This is a genomic window from Variovorax sp. 770b2 (genome assembly GCF_900115685.1).
GTDB lineage: Bacteria > Pseudomonadota > Gammaproteobacteria > Burkholderiales > Burkholderiaceae_C > Variovorax.
The window spans coordinates 364,251-386,927 of record NZ_FOXJ01000003.1 but is presented as its reverse complement, the minus strand read 5'-3'; the positions used below and the strand labels follow the sequence as shown (position 1 = coordinate 386,927).

General features: G+C 67.7%; 24 protein-coding genes and 1 tRNA gene. 10 read left to right on the top strand and 15 right to left on the bottom strand.

The annotated features are described in order from the left end of the window. Nucleotides 1–26: 26 nt before the first annotated feature. Nucleotides 27–683, bottom strand: coding sequence for a Smr/MutS family protein (locus BM133_RS21075; protein WP_093437915.1), 657 nt, complete (start codon nt 681–683; stop codon nt 27–29). Continuing rightward, nucleotides 683–1,360: a RadC family protein gene (gene radC, locus BM133_RS21070; protein WP_093437912.1), complete on the bottom strand. Its 678-nt coding sequence runs from the start codon at nt 1,358–1,360 to the stop codon at nt 683–685. The genes BM133_RS21075 and radC overlap by 1 nt, the downstream gene beginning before the upstream one ends. Nucleotides 1,361–1,477: 117 nt before the next feature. Between radC and BM133_RS21065 the strand changes: the two genes are divergently transcribed. From BM133_RS21065 to BM133_RS21045, 5 genes are all read left to right on the top strand, one after another. Next, the gene (locus BM133_RS21065; RefSeq protein ID WP_093437911.1) at nt 1,478–1,921 is read left to right on the top strand and encodes an FKBP-type peptidyl-prolyl cis-trans isomerase; all 444 of its coding nucleotides are present in this window, start codon (nt 1,478–1,480) and stop codon (nt 1,919–1,921) included. Further along, nucleotides 1,918–2,886, top strand: a complete 969-nt coding sequence (gene ispH, locus BM133_RS21060; RefSeq protein ID WP_093437908.1) for a 4-hydroxy-3-methylbut-2-enyl diphosphate reductase — start codon at nt 1,918–1,920, stop codon at nt 2,884–2,886. The genes BM133_RS21065 and ispH overlap by 4 nt, the downstream gene beginning before the upstream one ends. Then, nucleotides 2,883–3,845, top strand: coding sequence for a threonine/serine dehydratase (locus BM133_RS21055; RefSeq protein WP_093437906.1), 963 nt, complete (start codon nt 2,883–2,885; stop codon nt 3,843–3,845). The genes ispH and BM133_RS21055 overlap by 4 nt, the downstream gene beginning before the upstream one ends. A 52-nt stretch (nt 3,846–3,897) precedes the next feature. Beyond that, entirely contained in the window at nt 3,898–5,229 is a 1,332-nt protein-coding gene (gene serS / locus BM133_RS21050) for a serine--tRNA ligase (RefSeq protein ID WP_093437903.1), read from the top strand. Nucleotides 5,230–5,285: 56 nt separating this feature from the next. Then, nucleotides 5,286–5,375: transfer RNA gene (locus BM133_RS21045), tRNA-Ser, on the top strand. A gap of 51 nt (nt 5,376–5,426) precedes the next feature. On the opposite strand, the gene BM133_RS21040 is transcribed toward BM133_RS21045, so the two are convergent. The 4 genes from BM133_RS21040 to BM133_RS21025 all read right to left on the bottom strand — a co-directional run bounded on the left by BM133_RS21040 (nt 5,427) and on the right by BM133_RS21025 (nt 7,730). Next, complete coding sequence (locus tag BM133_RS21040; protein WP_093437900.1) at nt 5,427–5,852, bottom strand: YXWGXW repeat-containing protein; 426 nt, start codon at nt 5,850–5,852, stop codon at nt 5,427–5,429. Between the two features lie 100 nt (nt 5,853–5,952). Continuing rightward, a complete protein-coding gene (locus BM133_RS21035; RefSeq protein WP_093437896.1) occupies nt 5,953–6,738 on the bottom strand; it encodes a response regulator transcription factor in 786 nt (261 codons plus the stop codon). 198 nt (nt 6,739–6,936) lie between these two features. Next, entirely contained in the window at nt 6,937–7,338 is a 402-nt protein-coding gene (locus BM133_RS21030; RefSeq protein WP_093437893.1) for a phage holin family protein, read from the bottom strand. Beyond that, the gene (locus BM133_RS21025; protein ID WP_093437891.1) at nt 7,332–7,730 is read right to left on the bottom strand and encodes a VOC family protein; all 399 of its coding nucleotides are present in this window, start codon (nt 7,728–7,730) and stop codon (nt 7,332–7,334) included. The genes BM133_RS21030 and BM133_RS21025 overlap by 7 nt, the downstream gene beginning before the upstream one ends. Before the next feature lie 188 nt (nt 7,731–7,918). Here BM133_RS21025 and BM133_RS21020 point away from each other — a divergent pair, with 188 nt between their 5' ends. Continuing rightward, a complete protein-coding gene (locus BM133_RS21020) occupies nt 7,919–9,334 on the top strand; it encodes a surface-behavior sensor histidine kinase ShkS (RefSeq protein ID WP_093437888.1) in 1,416 nt (471 codons plus the stop codon). 97 nt (nt 9,335–9,431) lie between these two features. Here BM133_RS21020 and BM133_RS21015 read toward each other — a convergent pair whose 3' ends face one another. From BM133_RS21015 to BM133_RS20980, 8 genes are all read right to left on the bottom strand, one after another. Then, a complete protein-coding gene (locus BM133_RS21015) occupies nt 9,432–10,028 on the bottom strand; it encodes a LuxR C-terminal-related transcriptional regulator (RefSeq protein ID WP_013543036.1) in 597 nt (198 codons plus the stop codon). A gap of 75 nt (nt 10,029–10,103) precedes the next feature. Next, entirely contained in the window at nt 10,104–11,435 is a 1,332-nt protein-coding gene (locus BM133_RS21010) for a tryptophan--tRNA ligase (protein WP_093437885.1), read from the bottom strand. Nucleotides 11,436–11,448: 13 nt separating this feature from the next. Further along, nucleotides 11,449–12,120 (bottom strand): site-2 protease family protein, encoded by a 672-nt coding sequence (locus BM133_RS21005; protein ID WP_093437882.1) that lies wholly within the window; start codon nt 12,118–12,120, stop codon nt 11,449–11,451. A 46-nt stretch (nt 12,121–12,166) separates the two neighbouring features. After that, the gene (locus BM133_RS21000; protein WP_093437880.1) at nt 12,167–12,802 is read right to left on the bottom strand and encodes an L-threonylcarbamoyladenylate synthase; all 636 of its coding nucleotides are present in this window, start codon (nt 12,800–12,802) and stop codon (nt 12,167–12,169) included. 15 nt (nt 12,803–12,817) lie between these two features. Further along, on the bottom strand, nt 12,818–13,795 hold the full coding sequence (locus tag BM133_RS20995) for a DMT family transporter (RefSeq protein ID WP_093437877.1): 978 nt from the start codon (nt 13,793–13,795) through the stop codon (nt 12,818–12,820). Then, nucleotides 13,792–14,649, bottom strand: coding sequence for a 3',5'-nucleoside bisphosphate phosphatase (locus BM133_RS20990; protein WP_093437874.1), 858 nt, complete (start codon nt 14,647–14,649; stop codon nt 13,792–13,794). Before BM133_RS20990 ends, BM133_RS20995 begins: the two co-directional genes overlap by 4 nt. 97 nt (nt 14,650–14,746) lie before the next feature. Further along, nucleotides 14,747–15,802: a transporter gene (locus BM133_RS20985; RefSeq protein ID WP_093437872.1), complete on the bottom strand. Its 1,056-nt coding sequence runs from the start codon at nt 15,800–15,802 to the stop codon at nt 14,747–14,749. 23 nt (nt 15,803–15,825) lie between these two features. After that, nucleotides 15,826–17,460, bottom strand: coding sequence for an inorganic phosphate transporter (locus BM133_RS20980; RefSeq protein WP_093437869.1), 1,635 nt, complete (start codon nt 17,458–17,460; stop codon nt 15,826–15,828). A gap of 157 nt (nt 17,461–17,617) precedes the next feature. Between BM133_RS20980 and ppk2 the strand changes: the two genes are divergently transcribed. Both ppk2 and BM133_RS20970 read left to right on the top strand, forming a co-directional pair. Then, nucleotides 17,618–18,538, top strand: a complete 921-nt coding sequence (gene ppk2, locus BM133_RS20975; RefSeq protein ID WP_177224895.1) for a polyphosphate kinase 2 — start codon at nt 17,618–17,620, stop codon at nt 18,536–18,538. 67 nt (nt 18,539–18,605) lie between these two features. Continuing rightward, a complete protein-coding gene (locus BM133_RS20970; protein WP_093437864.1) occupies nt 18,606–19,652 on the top strand; it encodes an extracellular catalytic domain type 1 short-chain-length polyhydroxyalkanoate depolymerase in 1,047 nt (348 codons plus the stop codon). 9 nt (nt 19,653–19,661) lie between these two features. Here BM133_RS20970 and BM133_RS20965 read toward each other — a convergent pair whose 3' ends face one another. Beyond that, nucleotides 19,662–20,588, bottom strand: coding sequence for an AraC family transcriptional regulator (locus BM133_RS20965; RefSeq protein WP_093437862.1), 927 nt, complete (start codon nt 20,586–20,588; stop codon nt 19,662–19,664). 118 nt (nt 20,589–20,706) lie between these two features. On the opposite strand from BM133_RS20965, the gene BM133_RS20960 reads away from it, so the two are divergent. Together BM133_RS20960 and BM133_RS20955 are read left to right on the top strand one after the other, a co-directional pair. After that, nucleotides 20,707–21,120 carry a hypothetical protein gene (locus tag BM133_RS20960; protein WP_093437860.1) on the top strand — a complete coding sequence of 138 codons (414 nt, stop codon included), beginning with the start codon at nt 20,707–20,709 and terminating at the stop codon, nt 21,118–21,120. Nucleotides 21,121–21,184: 64 nt separating this feature from the next. Beyond that, nucleotides 21,185–22,654 (top strand): MFS transporter, encoded by a 1,470-nt coding sequence (locus tag BM133_RS20955; RefSeq protein ID WP_093437858.1) that lies wholly within the window; start codon nt 21,185–21,187, stop codon nt 22,652–22,654. Nucleotides 22,655–22,677 lie beyond the last annotated feature (23 nt).

Below are 22,677 nucleotides of genomic sequence, written 5' to 3'. Positions count from 1 at the left end.
CCCCGAGGGGCGCCCGCAGGCCGGCTTCAGCGCCGCACCGGCGCCAGCAGCACCACCAGCGCGCCCGCGCCACCCTCGGCCGGCTTGGCCTGCACGAACGCGAGCACCTCGTTCTTCTGGATCAGCCAGCGCTGCGTCTTGGTCTTGAGCACCGGCTGCTTGCCGGGCGAACCCAGCCCCTTGCCGTGCACCACGCGCACGCAGCGCAGGCCCTGCTTGTGCGAGGTGCGGATGAAGCCGCCGAGCGCCTCGCGCGCCTCGTCGCTGCGCAGGCCGTGCAGGTCGACCTGCGCCTGGATCGACCAGTCGCCCTTGCGCAGCCGCGCCGTCACGTCGGTGCCGATGCCCGGGCGGCGAAAGCTCATGGCGTCGTCGACATCCAGCAGCGTGGTCACGTCGAACTCGTCGGAGAGCGATTCGCGCAGCACGCGCTGCTCGTCGAGCTGGTGCTGGACCGGAATCGGCGCGGGCGGCTCGGGTGCGAGCGGCACCGAGGCCTTGCGGCGCAGCGGCTCTGTGGCGCCGATGGCGCGCGCGAACAGGTCTTTCTCGGCGGCGCGTTTGCGTTCGGCGGCGGCCTTGGCGGCCGCCTCGGCCGCTTCGCGCTCGCGCGTTTCGGCCAGCACGCGCTGCACCTGCTTGAGGTCGGCGAGGTTTTTGATGGAAGGGGGGCGCGAGGCCATCAGAGCACTCCTTTCTCGGCCATCGAGAAGCTCTGGCCCGGGCTCACGATGACGTGGTCGATCACGCGAACGTCCACCAGCGAGAGCGCGGCCCGCAGCGTCTGCGTGAGCGATTCGTCGGCGCGCGACGGCTCGATGCTGCCGCTGGGGTGGTTGTGCGCCAGCACCACGGCCGCGGCCTGGTGGTGCAGGGCGCGCATGACGATTTCTCGCGGGTAGACGCTGGCCTGGGTGAGGGTGCCGCGAAACAGTTCCTCCAGCACGATCAGCCGGTGCTGCACGTCCAGGAACAGCACCGCGAACACCTCGTGCGGCCGCGAGCCGATGTGCAGCTGCACGTACTGCTTGACCGCATCGGGCGAGTCGAACACCGTGCGTTCCTTGAGCTGCTCGGCCATGGCGCGGCGGGCCAGTTCGAGCACCGCGATGAGCTCGGCGCGCTTGGCGTCGCCGCCCATGCCCTTGACGATCTTCAGGTCTTCGGGGCCGGTGTGCAGGAGCCCCGAGAGGCCGCCGAAGCGCTCCAGCAGCTCCTGTGCCATCTGGAGCACGTTCTTGCCCGGCACGCCGGTGCGCAGCAGCAGCGCCAGCAGTTCGGCATCGGCCAATGCGGCGGCGCCCCGCGCGATGAGTTTTTCGCGCGGGCGGGCGTTGGCGGGGAGATCCTTGAAAGCCATCGAAACCTTGGGAAACCTTGAATGGGACGGGTGCAAGCCCCCCGTCCTTAAAATGCAGTCCAGTTTATCGGGACACCCACCTTGTCTTTGCCTACCTCCGCTGCTCCCATGTCCCCAATGTCCCATGTCGTGACTTCCGGCTCCTTCCTGACCCTGCACTACCGGCTGGCCGGTCCGGCGGGCGACATCATCAACACCTTCGCCGACAAGCCGGCGACCCTGTCGCTGGGCACCGGCGAACTTTCGCCTGCGATGGAGCAGCGCCTGCTGGGCCTGGAAGAGGGCACGCACGCCACCTTCGAGCTGCCTGCCGGCGAAGCGTTCGGCGACCGCAATCCCGAGATGCAGCAATGGGTGGCGAAGAAGCTGCTCGCGCAGATGGGCGACCCCGACGAGAAATACGCGGTCGGCGACGTGGTGCAGTTCCCCACGCCCGACGGCACGGGGAGCTACGCGGGCGCGGTGATCGAGTCGAACGAGACCGGCGTGCGCTTCGATTTCAACCACCCGCTGGCTGGCCAACCCGTGACCTTCGAGGTCCGATTGATCGGCGTGCTGTGAACCCGGGCATCGAGGAAGTCCTTCTTGCCGAGCCGCGCGGCTTTTGCGCGGGCGTGGACCGCGCCATCGAGATCGTCGAGCGCGCCATCGCCAAGTTCGGCGCGCCGATCTACGTGCGCCACGAGATCGTGCACAACACCTACGTGGTCAACGAGCTCAAGGCCAAGGGCGCGATCTTCATCGAGGACCTGGCCGACGTGCCGGCCGGCGCCACGCTGGTGTTCAGCGCGCACGGCGTGAGCAAGGCAGTGCAGCAGGAGGCTCGCGACCGCGGCTTCGACATCTTCGATGCCACCTGCCCGCTGGTGACCAAGGTGCACGTGGAGGTCGCCAAGCTCGCCAAGGAGGGCTACGAATTCATCATGATCGGCCACAAGGGGCACCCCGAGGTCGAGGGCACGATGGGCCAGCTCACGAGCGGCATCCACCTGGTGGAAGACGTGGCCGACGTGGCCGATGTGTCGCCCGCGCAGACCGAGAAGCTCGCGGTCGTCACGCAGACCACGTTGAGCGTGGACGACGCGGCCGAAATCGCCGCCGCCGTGCGCGCGCGCTTTCCGAAGGTGCGCGAGCCCAAGCAGCAGGACATCTGCTACGCCACCCAGAACCGCCAGGACGCGGTGAAGATCATGAGTCCGCAGGTCGACATCGTGATCGTGGTCGGCAGCCCCACCAGCTCCAACAGCAACCGGCTGCGCGAACTGGCCCAGCGCCTGGGCACCGAGAGCTACATGGTCGACTCGGCCGACGAGCTCAAGCCCGAGTGGTTCGAGGGCAAGGGCCGCGTCGGCCTCACGGCCGGCGCCTCGGCGCCCGAGGTGCTGGTGCGCGAGGTGATCGATCGCGTGCGGGCCTTCGGCGCGGTGTCGGTCCGCAAGATGGACGGCATCGAGGAAACCATCAAGTTTCCGCTTCCCAAGGGCCTCAAGCTCGACGACATTCCGCCGCCAGGACACATCTCTTGAACCAGCAAACGACCCACTGGCGCTCTGAAATAGAGAGCGCCTCCCGCAGGCTGAGCGAGCGCGCCGCCGATTTTCTGCGCCAGACCCCGCTCTGGAAGCTGCCGGCCTCCGCCTTCGGCCTTGCGACGCCCGGCGCAGAGGTGTGGCTCAAGCTCGAGCACATGCAGGTGAGCGGCAGCTTCAAGGCCCGCGGCATGATGAACCGGCTGCTGGCCAACGACATTCCCGAGAGCGGCGTGGTCGTGGCCTCGGGCGGCAATGCCGGCATCGCGACCGCAGCCGCCGCCAAGGCACTGGGCGTGCGTTGCCAGGTGTTCCTGCCCGGTGTCTCGCCCGAAGCCAAGCGTGCGCGTCTGCGGGCGCTGGGGGCCGAGGTGGTCGTGGTCGGCGAGCTCTATCCCGATGCGCTGGCCGCCTGCCTCACGCGGCAGAAGGAAACCGGCGCGCTGCTGACGCATGCCTATGACCAGCCTGAAGTCGTGGCCGGCGCGGGCACGCTGGGGCTTGAGATCGAAGCGCAGGGCGGTCTGCCCGATTCCGTGCTCGTGAGCGTGGGCGGCGGCGGCCTGATCGGCGGCCTCGCCGGCTGGTTCGAGAAGCGCGCCCGCGTGGTGGCGCTGGAGCCAGAGAAGGCGCCAACGCTGTTCCGCGCGCGGGAAGCCGGCGAGCCGGTCGATGTCGACGTGGGCGGCATCGCGGCCGATTCGCTCGGTGCACGCCGTATCGGCGCGATCTCCTGGGAGATCACGCAGCAGCAGGTGCAGGACGCGCTGCTGCTGTCCGACGAATCCATCCGCGCCGCGCAGCAGTGGCTGTGGAAAGAGCTGAAGCTCGCCGTGGAGCCGGCCGCGGCACTGCCGCTGGCGGCGCTGCAGACCGGCGCCTACGTGCCGCGCGAGGGCGAGAAGGTGTGCCTGATCGTCTGTGGTGCGAACGTGGATCCGGCCACCGTCGCCTGAGGTACTCGGGGCGGGGCAGGGCGCAGGCATCGCGCCCACCTAAAATCCCCGCATGCTCGACATCACCCTGCTCCGAAAAGACTTGGCCTCCGCTGTGGCCGGCCTCGAAAAACGCAAGAAGAACCAGCCCTACCTCGACGTGTCGGCGTTCACCGCGCTCGAAGCCGAGCGCAAGACCGTCCAGACCCGCTCCGAGGAAATCCAGGCGCGCCGCAACACGCTGAACAAGCAGATCGGCCCGCTCAAGGCCAAGGGCGAGTCGACCGATGCGCTGATGGCCGAAGTCAACGCGCTCAAGGCCGAGCAGGAATCGCACGCCAGGCGCCTCGAAGAGATCCAGCCCGAGTTGCAGGCCCTGCTGCTCGCGGTGCCCAACCTGCCGCACGCCAGCGTGCCGCTCGGCGAGGACGAAACCGGCAACGTCGAGATGCGCCGCTGGAGCCCGCAAGGCGGCGCCGGCGCCAACGCCACGCCGCTCGCTTTCGCGGCGAAGGACCATGTGGACCTGGGCGCACCGCTGGGGCTCGATTTCGAGATGGGCGCCAAGCTGGCCGGCTCGCGCTTCACCGTGATGAAGGGGCCGATCGCCCGCCTGCATCGCGCGCTTGCGCAGTTCATGCTCGACATCCAGACCGAGAAGCACGGCTATGCCGAGTGCTACGTGCCCTACATCGTCAATGCCGCCACGCTGAGCGGCACCGGCCAGTTGCCCAAGTTCGAGGGCGACCTGTTCGCCGCGAAGAAGGGCGGCCAGGACGGCGAGCCCGCGCCCGATCACTCGGCGCTCTACCTCATCCCGACCAGCGAAGTGCCGCTGACCAACTTCGTGCGCGACGAGGTGGTGGCCGAGTCGCAGCTGCCGATCAAGCTCACGGCCCACACACCGTGCTTCCGCTCCGAGGCGGGCAGCGCGGGGCGCGACACGCGCGGCATGATCCGCCAGCACCAGTTCGACAAGGTCGAGATGGTGCAGGTCGTGCATCCCGAGAAGAGCTACGACGCGCTCGAGCAGATGACCGGTCACGCCGAGGCGGTGCTGCAGGCATTGGAACTGCCGTACCGCGTGGTGCTGCTGTGCACCGGCGACATGGGCTTCGGCGCTACCAAGACCTACGACCTGGAGGTCTGGCTGCCGGCGCAGGACACCTACCGCGAGATCAGCTCGGTCTCGAACTGCGAAGCCTTCCAGGCGCGCCGGCTGCAGGCCCGTTTCAAGAACGCGCAGGGCAAGAACGAACTCGTGCACACGCTGAATGGCTCCGGCCTGGCGGTGGGGCGCGCGCTGGTGGCGGTGCTGGAGAACCACCAGAACGAAGACGGCTCGATCAACGTGCCCGCCGCATTGCGGCCCTACATCGGCGGACTGGAACTGTTGCGCGGTTGAATGCGCGGCCCGGACGCCCCGTTTTTATCCGCTATAATCGTGGGCTCGACAGCACCGGAGAGGTGGCAGAGTGGTCGAATGTACCTGACTCGAAATCAGGCGTACTAGCGATAGTACCGAGGGTTCGAATCCCTCCCTCTCCTCCAATAAACAAGCGCCCTTGGGCGCTTTTTTATTGCCTGCTCAGGGCGAACCGCTCAGCAGCGCCCCTTCTTTGCCTGGCCGGGCGGGCAATGGTAGCCACCGTCGCGATCGTCATGGCGGTCGTGCTGTTCGTACCGGTCATGGCGATGGCGTCTTTCGCGGCGTTCCGCCCGCCGCCAGTCGCCTTCCGTCCAGCGCCAGCCGCCGTCGGCCCGCACCCATTGACCCGGCGCATAGGCGTAGTCCGGACGCGCGGCCACGAAATAGCCCGGACGCCAGGCGTAGGCGCGTTCGTTCCATTGCCAGTGCCCTGGCACCCAGGTCTGCCCGGAGCGAGGGCGCGGCAGGCTTTCGTAGCGCGGGGCCGGTGGAGGCAATTGGACGATGCCGGGCACGTTGATGTTGACGGACACCTGCGCCAATGCAGGCAAGGCCGTTGCGGCCAACGTGGCGGCCAGCAGGATGTGGGTGATCCTCATGAGAGTCCCGTATTTGTTGTGACTGGACTTTCACAACGCAGCGCGGCGAAAAAACGAAGACAGGGATGTCCCCCGCCGGGACCGCCGGACGCCTGCTGGACTAAGGCGCGGGCCCGGCGACGATGTCCGGCATCTTCGCGGTACGCGGCTGGATCGACGCGCGCGGCTGCCTTGCCGCCGGCGGTGCCTTCGCATGCGGGGTGCCGTCGATCACGTCGAGCCGGTAGCCGAAGCTGCGCAGCGCCACCAGCATGAAGCCGTTGGACGGCCGCAGGTCGAGCTTGGCTCTCACGCGCGACAGGTGCGTGTCGAGCGAGCGCGAGAGCACCTGGAAGTCGGCCCCCCAGATCTCTTCATAGAGGTGCTCCCGCGACAGCAGGCGCCCGATGTTCCGGAAGAGAAACAGCGCCAGGTCGTATTCGCGGTGCCGCAGTTCGACGCGCCGGCCCCGGACCTTGACGGTGCGCCAGGCCGGAAGGAACTGGTAGGGCCCGAAGACCAGCTGGGGCTCGTGCAGCGCCGGGTAGGAGCGGCGAAGCAGTCCGCCGATGCGCGCTTCGAGCTCGGCGCCGGAGACGGGCGCGATCAGAAAATCGTCGGCACCGGCATGAAGGCTCATCGCCATGTCCGCGGCGTCGACCCTGGGCGTCGTGAAAAGAATCGGAAGGCGGTTGGCGGCGGCGCGCCGTATCGCCCTCACCAGCGCCGGGCTGTCGATGCCGGGCAGGCGCCAGTGCAGGATCAGCAGATCGAAACGCTGCGCCTGCATCGCCTGCACCAGCGTGGTTTCGTCCGTGTATTCGTGGCACTCGTGTCCGAGGCTCGTTGCGGTGTGGTTGACCAGTCGCAGCTGATCCCGCTCGTTGTCGAGTATTGCTATGCGCATTCCATCCCCTTGCTTCACGCGGCTCCTCGCGGAGGCGTGCCTCATCTTGGACGAAGCGGCGTCGGTCGGCAATGCTTTGGCGCGTAAAAGAGAGCAATAGCGCTCTGCGGCCGGGATTTGGTCGATGTTGACGACCGTATGGAATGCGGTTCCATCGCGCGCGCCGGAAAAGCTCTTGCGGGCCTCGCCGCGTGGGCCTCAGAGCCAGTTGCCGGTCTGCGGCATCTGAACCTTCTCGGCCGGGTCGTCGCTGGTGACGAACGAGCCGATGACGATGCTCAGGAGCGAGATGAAGATGCTCGCGAAGAGCGCGGTCCAGAAGCCCGAGACCTTGAAGCCCTTCACCAGCGAAGCCACCAGCAGGATCATCAGCGCGTTGATGACCAGCAGGAACAGCCCGAAGGTCACCAGCGTCAGCGGCAGCGTGAGCACGATCAACAGCGGCTTCACCACCGCGTTGGCCAGGCCGAGCAGCAGCGCCGACACCACCAGCGCCCCGGTGCTGTCGAACTTGAGCCCGCGAAACAGGTGGCTGGCCACCCAGAGCGAGACGCCGGTGATGGCCCAGTGGACGAGGAAGGGGGTGATGTTGTTCAGCATGTCGGTGGCGTGTGGCAGCAGACGCAGAGTTTGTTTCCGTCCGGATCGCGGAAGTAGGCGCCATGGTAGTCCGGGTGGTAGTGGGGCCTGGGGCCCGGCGGGCCCTCGCAGGTGCCGCCGTTGGCCAGCGCGCTGGCGTGCGCGCGGTCCACGGTGGCGCGGTCGGCGGCCAGCAGCGCCACCATCTGGCCGTTGCCGATCGTGGCTGGATGGCCGTCGAAGGGCGCGCCGACCAGGAACAAGGGGCGCGGCGCATCGGGGCTTTGCCAGCCGGCCCAAGGCGTGGCGTCGTCGCGAAAGCGCAGCGTCAGGCGCAGTTCGCCCATGAGCGCCGTGTAGAAACCGAAGGCGCGCTCGAAGTCGGTCACGCCGACGAAAACATGGGACAGCATGCGGTTGGGTTCCTTCTTGTTTGGTGAGTCTGCGGATATTCGCGAATATCTGCGAATTGTGGTGACCGGCCTTCTGTGGTTACCTTGGGAAACAATAGCTGGCGGCCCGTTAATATCGCCATCTCTCGGTGCCTCTTTCATGGGGGCCCATCTTCAATTGCCGGATAAGAACAAGGGGCCTGTGCCATATGGCCAATCCGTCGATCGCGAGCTTGACACCGGCACCGGCCTCGGCCGACGAGGCTGAATCATGGGTGCGCGGCGAGCTGATCCGCAGCCTGATGCGCTCTGCGCGCGGCTCCTACATCGTGTCCGCGGCGCTCATGCCGGCCATGGTCGGCCTGAACTGGGCCTACGTGCCTCGCTGGGAACTGCTCACCTGGCTCCTGGCCGGCTTCATCGCCACGGCCTGCCGCGCCTGGGGCGCGCGCGTCTATGCGGTGCGCTACGCCGGGCGCAGTTCCGCGGCGCAGCAGCAGTTCACCGAACGCTATGGCTTCATCTGGAGCACCAGCGCGGTGGTGTGGGGGCTGTCGATCCTGCTGTTCTTCGAGCGCACGCCACAGGTGAACCAGTTCATGAGCTGGCTGATCGTGGCCGGCGTGGGCACCTTTCCGCTCAACGGCCTCGCGCTGCATCCGCCGCTGCTCAAGCGCTATGTCAACACGCTGTTCATCACGATGCTGGGCGCGGTGCTGCTGCGCCTGATCACCATCAACCTGCACCAGCCGCAGTTCCAGTACGGCTACCTGATGCCGATCCTGCCGATCCTGCACTGGTTTCTGCTGCTGCGGGCGGGGCGCCACATCCACGAGACGGCGCGCAACAGCCTGGAGCTGCTGTTCCACAACCACATCCTGATCAAGTCGCTCACGCAGCAGCGTCAGGCGGCGGTGTCGGCGGTGGCGATGAAGAAGCGCTTCCTGGCCAGTGCGGCGCACGACATGCGCCAGCCGGTGCTGGCGCTTTCCCTGTACGCGGACTGGCTGCGCAACGAGCCCGAGCTGGTGCTCGAACTGGCGCCGAAGATCGTGCGCGCCACGCACGCGGTGAATGCGCTGTTCGATTCGATGTTCGACCTCGCGCGCATCGACTCGGGCCAGGTGCGCCTGCACATCGAGCGCGTCGACGTCTCCGAGCTGCTGCACGACCTGGAACTGCAGTACCGCCCGGTGGCCGAGAGCCGCGGCCTGGACTTCCGCGTGCACGTGACCGCGGGCTCCTTCCTCACCGACCCGATCCGCGTGCGCCGCATGATCGGCAACCTGCTGGCCAACGCCATCAAGTACACGACCGAAGGCGGCGTGCTGCTGGCCGCGCGGCAGACGCGCGAGGGCATGCGCGTGGAGGTGTGGGACACGGGCATCGGCATCGCGCCCGAGCACCTGCGCGACGTGTTCCTGGAGTTCTACAAGGTGGCCGACCACGCCGGCACGTCCGACGGCTTCGGCCTGGGCCTGGCCATCGTGGCGCGGCTCTCGCACGTGCTGGGCCACCCCATCAGCGTGCGGTCGCGGCTGGGCAGCGGCAGCGTGTTCCGCGTGGCGCTGCACGATGCCGACGAAGCGGTGGCCCAGGCGCGCGTGAGCGCCTCGGGCGGCTGAAGAGGAAAGTACTGCCTGCTGCCCAAAGGGCCCAAAGAGCCCAAAGAAAACCGCGCACGGGGCGCGGTTTCGAAGGGGCAGTCTCTCGCCGCCGGGATCAGCCCGACAGCAAGCCGTTGGTACGGGCGTAGTGCAGCGCTTGCGTGCGGCTCTTCACACCGAGCCGGCGGAACAGGCGCCACAGGTGAACCTTCACCGTGTGCTCGCTGATCTCCAGGTCGGTCGCGATGTCGCGATTGCTCATGCCCTTGTCGAGCATGGCGATCAGCTGCGTCTGCCGTTTTGAAAGCTTGCTGCTCGCCAGCGGCGGCTCGTCGGCTTCTTCCGACCCCGCCATCAGCAGGCCGCGCAGAGCGGCCGCCAATTCGTTGGAGCTTGCCGACTTCTCGATGTAGGTGTCGGCACCCGCCTCGATGCAGGCGTCTTCCATGTCCGCGGCCGGTGCCGCCGAATACACGGCGATCGGCACGTTGGGGTAGACCTGCTTGACCGCGATCACGCCCGAGACGCCATTCGTGTCCGGAAGCTTCAGGTCCAGGCAGAAAAGGGTGGGCGCGCCACGCTGCTGCACCGAGCTGGCGAGCTTGTCGAGCCGCTCGAGCTCGACGATGTTCTCGGCGGGTCGCAGGCGTCGCAACACCATCACGATCGCGTCGCGCATCAGGGGGTGGTCGTCGATGACATAAATGCTCATGTTTTCTTCCTTTGTGATCGCACCGTCTTCTCTCGTCTCGCTCACCGGCGGATAAGCCGGTGGGCCCTTGCCGGGTCAACTTCCATCTGTTGTGGTCGTTGCTTCCGCCAATGCCTCCAGCGCCTCTGTCACGGCGCGTGTTTGTTCTGTGTCGATGGGTTCCATCTGCGCGGCCATCGCGGCCAGCGCCGCACCGCGCTCAACCTGCAAGACCGCGATGGTACGGCCGGCTTCCTGCGGCGAGGCAAATCCACGGCTCTGCAGCAGGGTTTCGCCGCGCGCATCGAGCAGCTTGAAATAGAAGAGTCCGTCGCCGCGCTCGCGGTATTGCTTGAAGCTGGGCCTGGCGACCTTGGCCGCCTTGGCGTTGCCCTTGTCGCGGCCCGCCGCGAGGTTGCGCAGGCCCACCGCGTGGCGCAGGCGCGTCATGAAGGGCTGCGACAGGGCGCTGGCCTTCTCGGCGCCGATGAGCAGGATGCGCTCGATCTCGGCCGGATCGCTCATCAGCGCCTCGTAGCGCTTTCGCAGCGGTGCCACTTCGACTTCGATGCGCTCGAACAGCAGTTGCTTGGCGTCGCCCCAGCCGATGCCGTCGGCGTAAGCCTTGCGAAGCATCTCGGTTTCCTCGGCATCGGCAAAGGCCTGGTAGATCTGGAAGAGCGCGGAGCCCTCGGTTTCCTTGGGCTCGCCGGGCGCGCGCGAGTCGGTCACGATGCTGGCGATCTGCTTCTGCAGGTACGCGCGCGGCGCGAACAGCGGGATCGTGTTGCCATAGCTCTTGCTCATCTTGCGGCCGTCCAGGCCGGGCAGGGTGGCGACGGCATCGTCGATCTCGGCTTCGGGCAGCGTGAAGTGCTCGCCGTACTGGTGGTTGAAGCGCTGCGCCATGTCGCGCGCCATCTCGATGTGCTGCACCTGGTCGCGGCCCACGGGCACCTTGTGGGCGTTGAACATCAGGATGTCGGCGCCCATCAGCACCGGATACATGAAGAGGCCGGCGGTCACGTCCGCGTCGGGGTCCTCGCCCTTGGCGATGTTCTTGTCGAGCTGGGCCTTGTAGGCGTGCGCGCGGTTGAGCACGCCCTTGCCGGTGACGCAGGTGAGGAACCAGGTGAGTTCGGGAATCGCTGCGATGTCCGACTGGCGGTAGAAGGTCACGCGTTCCGGGTCGAGCCCGCAGGCCAGCCAGCTCGCGGCAATTTCGAGCGTGGAGCGCTGGATCAGCGCCGGCTGCTGCACCTTGATGAGCGCGTGGTAGTCGGCCAGGAAGAAGAAGCTCTCCACGCCCGGCGCGACGCTCTGCCGCACCGAGTGGCGGATCGAGCCGACGTAGTTGCCGAGATGGGGCGTGCCGGACGGGGTGATCCCGGTCAGGACGCGCAGGGGAGCGGAAGAAGACGAGGCCATGGAACGAACAGACTTAGAGCAGCAATGCCTTGAGCGGCGTGATGATGAGGTTGATGACGAAGTAGCCCACGTCCATCAGGGGCCGCAGCCAGAAGGTGCTGACCACGCCGGCGAGCACCAGCGCCATCACGATGAAGAAGCCGTAGGGCTCGATGCGCGCGAGAAAATTCTGCGCCGGTCCGCTGGGCAGCAGCCCGGCCAGCACGCGTCCGCCGTCGAGCGGAGGCAGCGGAAACAGGTTGAAGGCCCACATCACGAGGTTGACCAGAACGCCGCCCTGCGCCATCTTGATGAAAAAGGTTTCATCGACACCGGCCGCGACCAGCGCCACCAGCAGCAAGGCCCAGAGGATGGCCTGGATGAAGTTCGACACCGGCCCCGCCAGCGCCACCCAGATCATGTCGCGCTTGGGATGGCGCAGCCGTCCGAAGTTCACCGGCACCGGCTTGGCATAGCCGAACAGGAAGGCACCCGAGGTCGCGAAGTACAGCATCAACGGCATCAGGATGGTCCCGATGGGGTCGATGTGCTTCAGGGGATTGAGCGTGACCCGGCCCATCGACTCGGCGGTGTTGTCGCCGAAGTGGCGAGCCACATAGCCGTGGGCCGCCTCGTGCACGGTAATCGCGAAGATCACGGGCAGTGCGTAGATCAGGACGGTCTGTATGAGATTGGAAATATCCACTGGGCGATTGTGTCAGACGAGCATTAGTTATCGGTCCCAACTTCTTTCAGAGACCGAGCACGCCGAGCGCCCCGCGTCCCTGCCGCACCACCACCGGATCGTCGCCCGTGCCCATGGGCGTCAGGTCGACCACGGTGGTCGGTTGCGACGGGCAGGCGCCGGCGTCGATGACCGCGCCGATCTGCTTTTCGAAGCGTTCGCGAATAGTCTGCGCGTCGTTCAGCGCCTCGGTCTCGCCGGGCGCGATCAGCGTGGTGGCCAGCAGCGGCGCGCCGTGCAGCGCGAGCAGCTCCAGCAGCACCTTGTGGTCGGGCACGCGCAGGCCGATGGTCTTGCGCTGCGGATGGCTCACGCGCCGCGGCACTTCCTTGGTCGCTTCGAGCAGGAAGGTGTACGGGCCCGGCGTGGCGGCCTTCAGCAGCCGGTATTGCTTGTTGTCGACCCGCGCATAGTTGGCCAGCTCGCTCAGGTCGCGGCACAGCAGCGTGAGGTGATGCTTCTCGTCGACCTGGCGGATGCGGCGCAGCTGGTCGACCGCGTCCTTGTCGTCCAGGTGGCAGGCCAGCGCGTAGCTGGAGTCGGTGGGCACGGCCACGATCTCGCCGCGCGCGAGCAGCGTCACGGCTTGCTTCAGCAGCCGCTGCTGCGGGTTCTCGGGATGGACTTCGAAGTACTGGGCCATGGAACTGTCTCCTGATCAGGATTCCGCCGGTTCGATGGGCACGCGGCGCTCGCGCACCGTGAGCCACGCACCGGCGGCGCCGCAGACCGCGATCATCGAAATGCCGATGAGCGAATAACGGTCGGGCACTTGGGAAAAGATGAGCCAGCCGCCCAGCATGGCAAAGGCGATCTGCGCATAGAGGTACGGCGTGAGCGTGGAGGCCGGCGCCCGCTGGTAGGCCAGGATGAGGATGAAGTGCCCCACCGTTCCCATGAACCCCATGAGGCACAGCAGCGCCCACCATTCCCACGAAGGCAGGGCGGTCCATGCGAAAGGCAGCGCGAGCGACGCGATGAGCGCGCCGACCCAGCCCGTATAGAAATGCATGGTGAGCGGGTTCTCGGTCTGCGCGAGCTTGCTCGTGAGCACCTGGAACCAGGCGTTGGTCAGCACCAGGCCGATCGGCAAAAGGATCGCCCAGCTGAACGCATCGCCGCCTGGCCTGAGGATCACCAGCGTGCCGATGAAGCCGCCCGCCACCAGCGCCCAGCGCAGCGGCGAGACGTACTCCTTGAGCGTGGTCGCAGCCAGCAGCGTGATCACCAGCGGCGCGATCAGCACGATCGAGGTGAACTCGGCCAGCGGCATGTAGCGCAGGCTCAGGAAGGCCAGCGTGCTCGACACCAGCAGCAGCGCGCCGCGCAGCAGCTGGTAGCGGGGGTGCCGGGTGCGCAAGAGCGCCGTTCCGTGCAGCGGCAGCAGCACCGCCGTGGTGGCCGCGGCCTGGAAGGCATAGCGGAACCACACGCCCATCAAGATGGGCACGCCGGCCGTTGATGCCTTGGTGGCCGTGTCCAGCGTGGCGAAGCAGGCCACGGCGACGATCACCATGCCGATGCCCGCGAGGATGCGTTCGGATTCCTTGCTGCGGCTCATTTGCTGTGCGGCACGTGCGTTCGCCAGTGCGGCGCTGGCCGCGCTGTCGATGCCGGGCCCGGGGCTCTGGCTCACTGCTGGATGCGATGGCCGAGCAGTTCCCACACCGGCGTCAAGGCGCCAGGCAACGGTGGCAGCTTGCCGAGATCGCAATGGCTCTCGTCGGGGCTGTGGAAATCGCTGCCGCGGGATGCGGCGAAATCGAACTCGAGCGCCTTGTCGGCGTACTCGACATATTCGGCCGGGGTGTGGCTGCCGGTGACGACCTCGATCGCCTGGCCGCCATGCGCCTTGAATTCGAGGAACAGCGCGTATTCCTCGTTGGCCGAGAACTTGTAGCGGCCCGGGTGCGCGATCACGGCCATGCCCTTGGCGGCGGTGATCCAGTGCACGGCATCTTTCAGCGAGGCCCAGCGGTGCGGCACGTAGCCGGGCTTGCCTTCGGTGAGGAATTTGCGGAACACCTCGGAGGTGTCGCGGCAGTGGCCCTGCTCGACCAGGAAGCGCGCGAAGTGCGTGCGCGAAATCAATTCGGGATTGCCGACGAACTTCAGCGCGCCTTCATACGCGCCGTGGATGCCGACCTTGGCCAGCCCTTCGGACATTTCCTGTGCGCGCTTGCCGCGCCCGCCGCGCGTGTCGTAGAGGCCCTGCGTCATCGAAGCGTCGTCGGGGTCGAAGCCCAGGCCGACGATGTGCACGGTTTCGTTCGCGAAGGTCACCGAGATCTCGGTGCCGGTGAGATAGCGCATGCCGTTCTCGCGCGCCGCGGCCGCTGCGCGGTGCTGGCCGCCGACTTCGTCGTGATCGGTGAGGGCCCACAACTCGACCCCGTTGGCGGCTGCGCGAGCGGCCAGCGCTTCGGGCGTCAATGTGCCGTCGGAGACCACGGAGTGGCAGTGAAGATCGGCATTGAGAATAGAGGACACCCCGCCATTCTAGGGGGTCTGGAACCCTGATGCGGGCGCATGGATGCTGCGCGAGGTGCTACTAAATAAATAGCATTACTGCGCCGCTGCATGCGGCTCAGCGCTTCTTGCGGAAAGCCGCCCAAGCGGCCACCGCCGTGAAGCTCGCGACGATCGCCACCACGATCCAGAACCCGTGCTTGTGCTCCGCGAGCGGAATGCCGCCCACGTTCATGCCGAACAGGCCCGCCAGGATGTTGATCGGCAGCGCCAGCACCGTCACCACCGTCAGCACGAAGAGGCTGCGGTTGTTGTCCTCGTTGACGTTGGCGGCGATCTCTTCCTGCAAGAGCTTGATGCGCTCCTGCAGCGCCTGCATGTCGCGCAGCACCACCGAGAACTCCTCGGTCGAGCCGCGAAGCTCCTGCGCGTCGGGCTCCGACATCCATGACGGCGGCCCTTGCAGCAGGCGAAACAGCGCGGCGGGCTCGGGCGCCAGCAGCCGCTGCAGGCGCACGAGCAAGCGGCGCAGCACGCCCAGCCGTGCGCGCTTGTGGTCGAGCCGGCCGGCGAGCAGTTCGTCTTCGATGTGGTCGATGCGCGAGGTGACGCCGCGCACGATCTTCACCAGCACGTCGGCCTGCGCGCGCAACAGGTGCTCGAGCAGCTCGGTGCTGGAGCGCGGCGCATCGCCCGCCTTCACGGCCGTGCGCAGCGCATCGACCGAGCGCAGCGGCTTGGTGCGTGCCGTGACCACCAGGCGCGGGCCCACGCTGATCCACAGCGTGGAGATGTCCGAGGGCTCGAAGCTGAACTCGAAGTGCACGTCGTTGATGACCGCGATCAGCGAGTCGTCGGCACGTTCGATGCGCGTGGAGGGCAGGCCGTCGTGCAGCGTCTCGTAGAAGGTGTCGGAGAGCTTCGCGTGCCGCACGAGCCAGCGCTCCGCCTGTGCGTGGCTCAGGTTGAAGTGCAGCCACACGTACGCGCCGTTGCCGCCATCGGCGGCGTTATCGGCAGTGTCTTCGGGCTGCGCGCCGAGCCACGCCGCCGCCTGCGCCGAATCGATGGCGCGCGCGGGCTCGGGCGCCGCGGCATCGAACAGGTAGCCGCAGATCAGCCCGGCTTCGTCGCCGCCATAGGACTGGGCGGCGAGATCATGGAATGCCGACAAGGTGCGTGATCAGAAAAGACGTGTCAGAAAAGACGGGTGAAAAGCCAGTAGAGCGAACCCGACAGCAGCATGGCCACCGGCAGCGTCAGCACCCAGGCGAGCGCCAGGTTGCGCAGCGTGGACATCTGCAGGCCGGAGCCGCTGGCCGTCATCGTGCCGGCCACGCCGGAGGAGAGCACGTGCGTGGTCGAGACCGGGAGGCCATACATGTCGGCCGCGCCGATGGTGAGCATCGCCACCACCTCGGCCGATGCGCCCTGCGCGTAGCTCAGGTGCGTCTTGCCGATCTTCTCGCCCACGGTGACCACGATGCGCTTCCAGCCGATCATCGTGCCCAGGCCCAGCGCGATGGCCACGGCGATCTTGACCCACAGCGGAATGAAGCGCGTCGCGTCGTCCAGTTCCTGGCGGAGGGCGTTGACCCGCAGCTTGGTCTCCTCGTCGAACTTCGCGGCGCCGCTCTTGTCCAGGTGGCGAATGGCTTCGGAGGCCAGGTACATGTCGTTGCGCACGTTGGCGACGGCCTCGGCCGGCACCGCGGCGAGCGAGCCGTGCTCGCGCACCTGCTGGCCGATGCTGCCGGCGGTCGCGGCCAGTGCGGGCACGACCCTGTCGTTGAACTCGCGGGTGCGCACATAGGTGGAGAGCGCGTCGCGCGCCGCCGCGGGCACCAGCGCAGGCAGCGAGGTCGGCACGCCGCGGCTGAGCGCGTTCTGCGCCATCTCGGCCACGGCCACGAACTTCACCGTCTCGTTGGCGGGCATCGCGCGGTTCAGCGCGTACGCCATCGGCACCGTGCCGACCAGGATCAGCATGATCAGCCCCATGCCCTTCTGTCCGTCGTTGGAGCCGTGCGCGAACGACACGCCGGTGCAGGTGAGGATCAGGAGGCCGCGAATCCACCACGGCGGCGGCGTGTTGCCCTTGGGCTCTTCATAGAGGGCGCGGTTCTTCACGAAGGCGCGCAGCGCCAGCAGCAGCAGGGCCGCACAGCCGAAGCCCACCATCGGCGAGAGCAGGAGCGAATAGCCCACCTTGGTGGCCTGGCCCCAGTCGACGCCGCTGGTGCCGTCGCGTCCATGCATGAGCGCGTTGGCAATGCCCACGCCGATGATCGAGCCGATGAGCGTGTGCGACGAAGAAGCCGGCAGGCCCAGCCACCAGGTGCCCAGGTTCCAGATGATCGCGGCGATCAGGAGCGCGAACACCATCGCGAATCCTGCCCCCGAGCCCACCTGCAGGATCAGCTCCACCGGCAAGAGCGCGATGATGCCGAAGGCCACCGCGCCGCTGGACGCCAGCACGCCCAAAAAATTGAAGAAGCCCGACCACACCACCGCGAAGTTGGGCGGCAGCGAATGGGTGTAGATCACCGTGGCCACCGCGTTGGCGGTGTCGTGGAAGCCGTTGACGAACTCGAAGCCCAGCGCAATCAGCAGCGCCACGCCCAGCAGGATGTAGGGCACCCAGGTCGTCATGGGCGCACCCGAGGCCGTGACGTCGCCCACCAGGCTCCACGCCGTGAAGAGCAGTCCCGCGGCCAGGAGGCCCACGAAAGTGATCAGCGTGACCGGGCCGGGCTTGGCGTCCAGCTTGGGCCGGTGTGCCGCAGCGGGCGCGGCCGGCATCTCCGTGTTCGGGGCGGCGAGCGTGTTCATGGGCGGTTTTTGAGGTGTTGGAGTGGCTGCACATGGTGTTCGCGGCGTGTGACAACGGCGTGTCGGCCTACGGAAAGCCGCCGTCAAACCGTCACGCCGCAGTCATACGGGGCGTGCAGCATGCTTTTTTCTTCTCCCCAACTTCTTCTTTTCCATCATGCTGACCAGCGCCCTTCCAGACCACGAAGACCTGATGCAACGCATCGCCCGCGACCTGATCGACAGCTACGACGAAGAGCTCGAGCTGGAGATCGAAGACCGCAACATCGACGGCCTGGACCCCTCGGCCCCCACCGCCACCGACAAGGCCGCGCGCCAGGCCTACTTCAAGGAACTGTTCCGGCTGCAGGGCGAGCTGGTGAAGCTGCAGGACTGGGTGCAGCACAGCAAGCAGAAGGTCGTCATCCTGTTCGAAGGCCGCGATGCGGCGGGCAAGGGCGGCGTCATCAAGCGCATCACCCAGCGCCTGAACCCGCGCGTGGCCCGCGTGGCCGCGCTGCCCGCGCCCAACGACCGCGAACGCACGCAGTGGTACTTCCAGCGCTATGCCGCGCACCTGCCGGCCGCCGGCGAGATGGTGCTCTTCGACCGCAGCTGGTACAACCGCGCCGGCGTGGAGCGCGTGATGGGCTTTTGCAGCGACGACGAGTACGAGGAGTTCTTTCGCACCGTGCCCGAGTTCGAGAAGATGCTCGTGCGCTCGGGCATCAAGCTCATCAAGTACTGGTTCTCCATCACCGACGACGAGCAGCACATGCGCTTTCTCGGCCGCATCCACGATCCGCTCAAGCAATGGAAGCTGAGCCCCATGGACCTGGAAAGCCGCCGCCGCTGGGAGGAATACACCAAGGCGAAGGAAATCATGCTGGAGCGCACCCACATCGCCGAGGCGCCGTGGTGGGTGGTGCAGGCGGTGGACAAGAAGAAGGCGCGCCTGAACTGCATCAGCCACCTGCTGGGCCAACTGCCCTACCAGGAAGTGGCGCACGCGCCGGTCGAGCTGCCGTCGCGCGTGCGGCACGACGACTACCTGCGCCAGCCGGTGCCCGCCAACATGATCGTTCCCGAGATCTACTGAACGCGGAGATCTACTGAACGGTTTCGCGGTGGTTTGGCCGCCCGGCGCTTTGCCTTCACACTGCGCCATGGCCCGTCGTTCCACTGCTTCCGTCTTCGCCCGCGCGTACGAGCGCAACCTGAAGGCGCTCACCAGGATCACCCTCCGCAACAGCAAGCGCGTGGCGGGCCAGGTGCAGCGCGCGACTGCCAAGCGCCTGAAGCCGCCGCCCGGCAAGGGCGACTGGCTCAGCGGCGTGGCGATCGGCGCGGGTGGCGCGCGCGGCTATCACCTGTTCCGCCCCGCGGGCCTGCAGCTCAAGCCCGGCGAGAAGCTGCCGCTCATGGTGATGCTGCATGGCTGCGGCCAGACCGGGCGCGACTTCGCGGCCAGCACGCGCATGAACGCACTCGCCGTGCGCCAGCGCTTCCTGGTGCTCTACCCCGAGCAGGACCGGCTCGCGCATCCGCAAGGCTGCTGGAACTGGTACGAGCGACGCTCCGGCAAGGCCGACGCCGAGGCCGCGACGCTGATGGCCGCGGTCGACCAGGCCTGCATGCTCTACCCCGTGGACCGCGAGCGCGTCGCGCTGGCCGGCCTGTCGGCCGGGGCCAGCATGGCGGCGCTGGTGGCCACGCGCTATCCGCAGCGTTTTCGCGCCGTCGTCATGCATTCGGGCGTGGCGCCCGGTGCCGCGAAGTCGTCGGCCACCGCGCTGGGCGCGATGCGCGGCCAGAACGTGCCGCCGATGCCCGTCACCGCGGTCGGCAAGGCGATGGGCGCCGCGGCCGTCTTCGCGACCCTGCCGCCGATGCTCGTGCTGCACGGCGATGCCGATGCGGTGGTGGCGCCCAGCAATGCCGTCAACAGCGCCGCCGTGTGGGCCACGGCCATGGGCGCGCGGCCCGGCTTGCCACGCGACGTGCAGCGCGGCAAGCGCCGCCCGATGCGCGTGACCGACTTCAAGCGCAAGGGCCGCACAGTGGTTTCGCTGTGCGAGATCGCGGGGCTGGGGCATGCGTGGAGCGGCGGTGCGTCGAAGCTGCTGTTCAGCGATGCGGCCGGGCCCGATGCCACGCGCATGACCTGGGCCTTTGCGACCACGCAGTTCAGGCACGCGGCCAAGGCGGATTGAACAAACCTCTCAGGCCGTGACGCTTTCGCGCGCCGCCGCGCGCCACGCACCGGGCGCCATGCCCTTCTCGCGCTTGAAGGCCTTGCTGAACGCGGCTTCCGATTCGTAGCCCACCGCGCCGGCGATGGTGCCCATCGCTGCATTGCCCTGGCCCAGCATGTTGCCGGCCTTGAACATGCGCCACTGCGTGAGGTACTCCAGCGGCGCCTGGCCTACGCGTTCGCGAAAGCGCTGCGCGAAGGCCGAGCGCGACAGGCTCGCGGCAGACGCCAGTGCTTCCACCGTCCAGTCGCGCGCCATGTCCTTGTGCATTGCGCGCAGGGCGGGGCCGATGCGCACGTCGGCCAGCGCGGCCAGCCAGCCCGTCTGCGAATCGCCGACGGCCGCGACGTGGGCGCGCACCGCCTGGACGAACACGATGTCCGCCAGCCGGCTCACCAGCAGGCCGGAGCCCAGGCCGGGCTCGCCGGTTTCCATTGCGAGCAGTTGCAGGGTGCCCTGAAGCGCCAATGCGCGGGCTTGTTCCATCTTCACGTGCAGCAGCACCGGCAGCAGGTCCAGCAGCGGGCGCGCGGCGCGCTGGTCGAAGTGGAACCAGCCGCAGATCACCGAGCACGCAGTGCCCGTTCCACCGAGCTCTACAAGGCCGCCGATGCGGTCGCGAATGACCGAGGCGCAGCTCACCGCGGGCGTGTTCGGGTGATCGCGCAGCACATAAGGCGTGCCATGCGCCAGCACATAGCAGTCGCCCGCGGCCAGCGCGACGGGCTGGTCCACGCCTTCGACCTCCAGCAGGCAGCCGCCGCGCACCACGAGGCCGAACCGCGCGCTCTCGCCGCCGGCCAGGCTCACGCCCCAGGGGGCGCCGGCTTCGAGCCGGGCATACAAGGCGCTGCGCACGCGCATGGCGGCGAAGACGTCGTCGAGCGGGTCCATGAAGGCTCCTGTGGCAGTGGACGAATGGACAAGATTGTCGGCTTTGCAGGCATTCACTGTCCACCGGCCGGGGCAGAAACTGCGGTCTCACTCATCCGCCGCCACAGGAGCAGACACCATGAATGCCAAGACCCATTCCGCCGAGATCGCCGATGTCGCCGACCTCTCCGAACTCGCCGACCGCTACGTCGCCCTCTGGAACGAGACCGATGCCGGCGCCCGCCGCGCGGCCATCGCCACGCTGTGGGTGCCCGAGGGCGAGCACTTCGTGCGCACGCTGCAGGTCAAGGGCTACGAAGCGCTCGAGCAGCGCGTCATCGGCTCGCACGAGAAAAACGTGCGCCATGGCGGTTTCCGTTTCCGTGCGACGGGCGACGCCCAACTGCTTCAGAACGCCGTGATGTTCCATTGGGAGATGGTGCCTGCCGCCGGTGGTCCGGTGGCCGCGCTCGGGCTGGAGTTCCTGCTGCTGGCCGGGGACGGCCGCGTCGCCGTCGACTACCAGTTCATCCTGCCGACGCCTTCGGCCTGAAGCCCGGCGATGACCTCCGAGGTCATTGCCGCAGCGCCGCCTTCACCGAACACTCGAACTCATCATGACGTCATCGAACATCGCTGCTCCTGCAGCGCCGCTTTCATCCACGCCCAGCCACGGCGCGAGCGCGGCAAAGCCCGGGCCGCTCGCCCTGTGGGTCATGCTCAGCGGCACCTTCCTGGTGGTGCTGGACTTCTTCATCGTCAACGTCGCGCTGCCCTCGATGCAGCGCGAGCTGCTCGCGAGCACCGCCACCCTGCAGCTGGTGGTGGCGGGTTACGGCCTGGCCACCGCCGCGGGCCTGATCACCGGCGGCCGGTTGGGCGACTTGTTCGGTCGCCGCCGCATGTTCATGCTCGGCCTGCTGCTGTTCACGCTGGCTTCGGCCGCCTGCGGCTTCGCGCCGAATACCGAGTTGCTGGTGGCGGCCCGCGTGCTGCAGGGCCTGGCCGGTGCGTTGCTGCAGCCGCAGGTGCTGGCGATGATCGGCCTGGCCTACACCGGCGAAGACCGTGCGCGCGCCTTCGCGGCCTACGGGCTCACGCTGGGGCTCGGCGCGACGTTGGGCCAACTGGCAGGCGGATTGCTGATCCATGCCGACCTGGCCGGGCTCGGCTGGCGCAGCTGCTTTCTCATCAACGTGCCCATCGGCCTCCTGGCCTTGGCGCTGGCGCGGCGCGTCATTCCGCCGCTGGCGAACAGCAGCACGAGCAGGCTCGACCTGATCGGCATGCTGCTCGTGGCGGCCGGCTCGGTGGCGGTGGTGCTGCCGCTGGTCGAAGGGCGCGAGCAGGGCTGGCCGCTGTGGAGCTGGCTGTGCCTGGCGGCCGCATTGCCGCTGCTTGCCGCCTTCGGATTCCAGCAGCGCCGCCTTGCCGCGTCGGGCGGCGCGCCGCTGGTGGCGCCCGCGTTGCTCGCGAACCGCCGCTTCGTCATGGGGCTTCTCACCACGCTGGCCTTCTACGTTGGCAACGCCTCGCTGTATTTCGTGCTGGCGCTCTACCTGCAACAAGGTCTCGCGCTGGACCCTCTGACCTCGGGCGTCGTCTTCACGTCATTGGCGGTCGGCTTCTTCGCGACGTCGATGGCCGGCGCACGCCTGGCACGCCGCTTCGGCGGCAAGCCACCGATCGCACTCGGCGCGCTCGTGCTGGCGGCGGGGCATGCGCTGCAGTTCGCCAACGTCGCGGGATGGAGCGGGCACTCGCATGTGGTCGCATGGATGGTGCCGTTGCTGCTGGTGCAGGGCGCGGGGCTGGGCATGGTGATGGCGCCGCTGGTGTCCACCGTGCTGGCCGGGCTGCCGCCGCAGCATGCGGGTGTGGCGTCGGGCGTGCTGTCGATGGTGCAGCAGGCGAGCAATGCGCTGGGCGTGGCGCTGATCGGCATCCTCTTCTATGGGCGGCTGGGCCATGCGCCGGATGCGGCGGGCTATGCGGGCGCGTTCGGTGTGGCGTTGGTGTACCTGATGGTGTCGGCGTTGGTGGTGGCTGTGCTGCATCGGCGAGGCGCTGGCAAGGTCGGCGCATAGAGGCGAACAGCAATCCGTTGCGG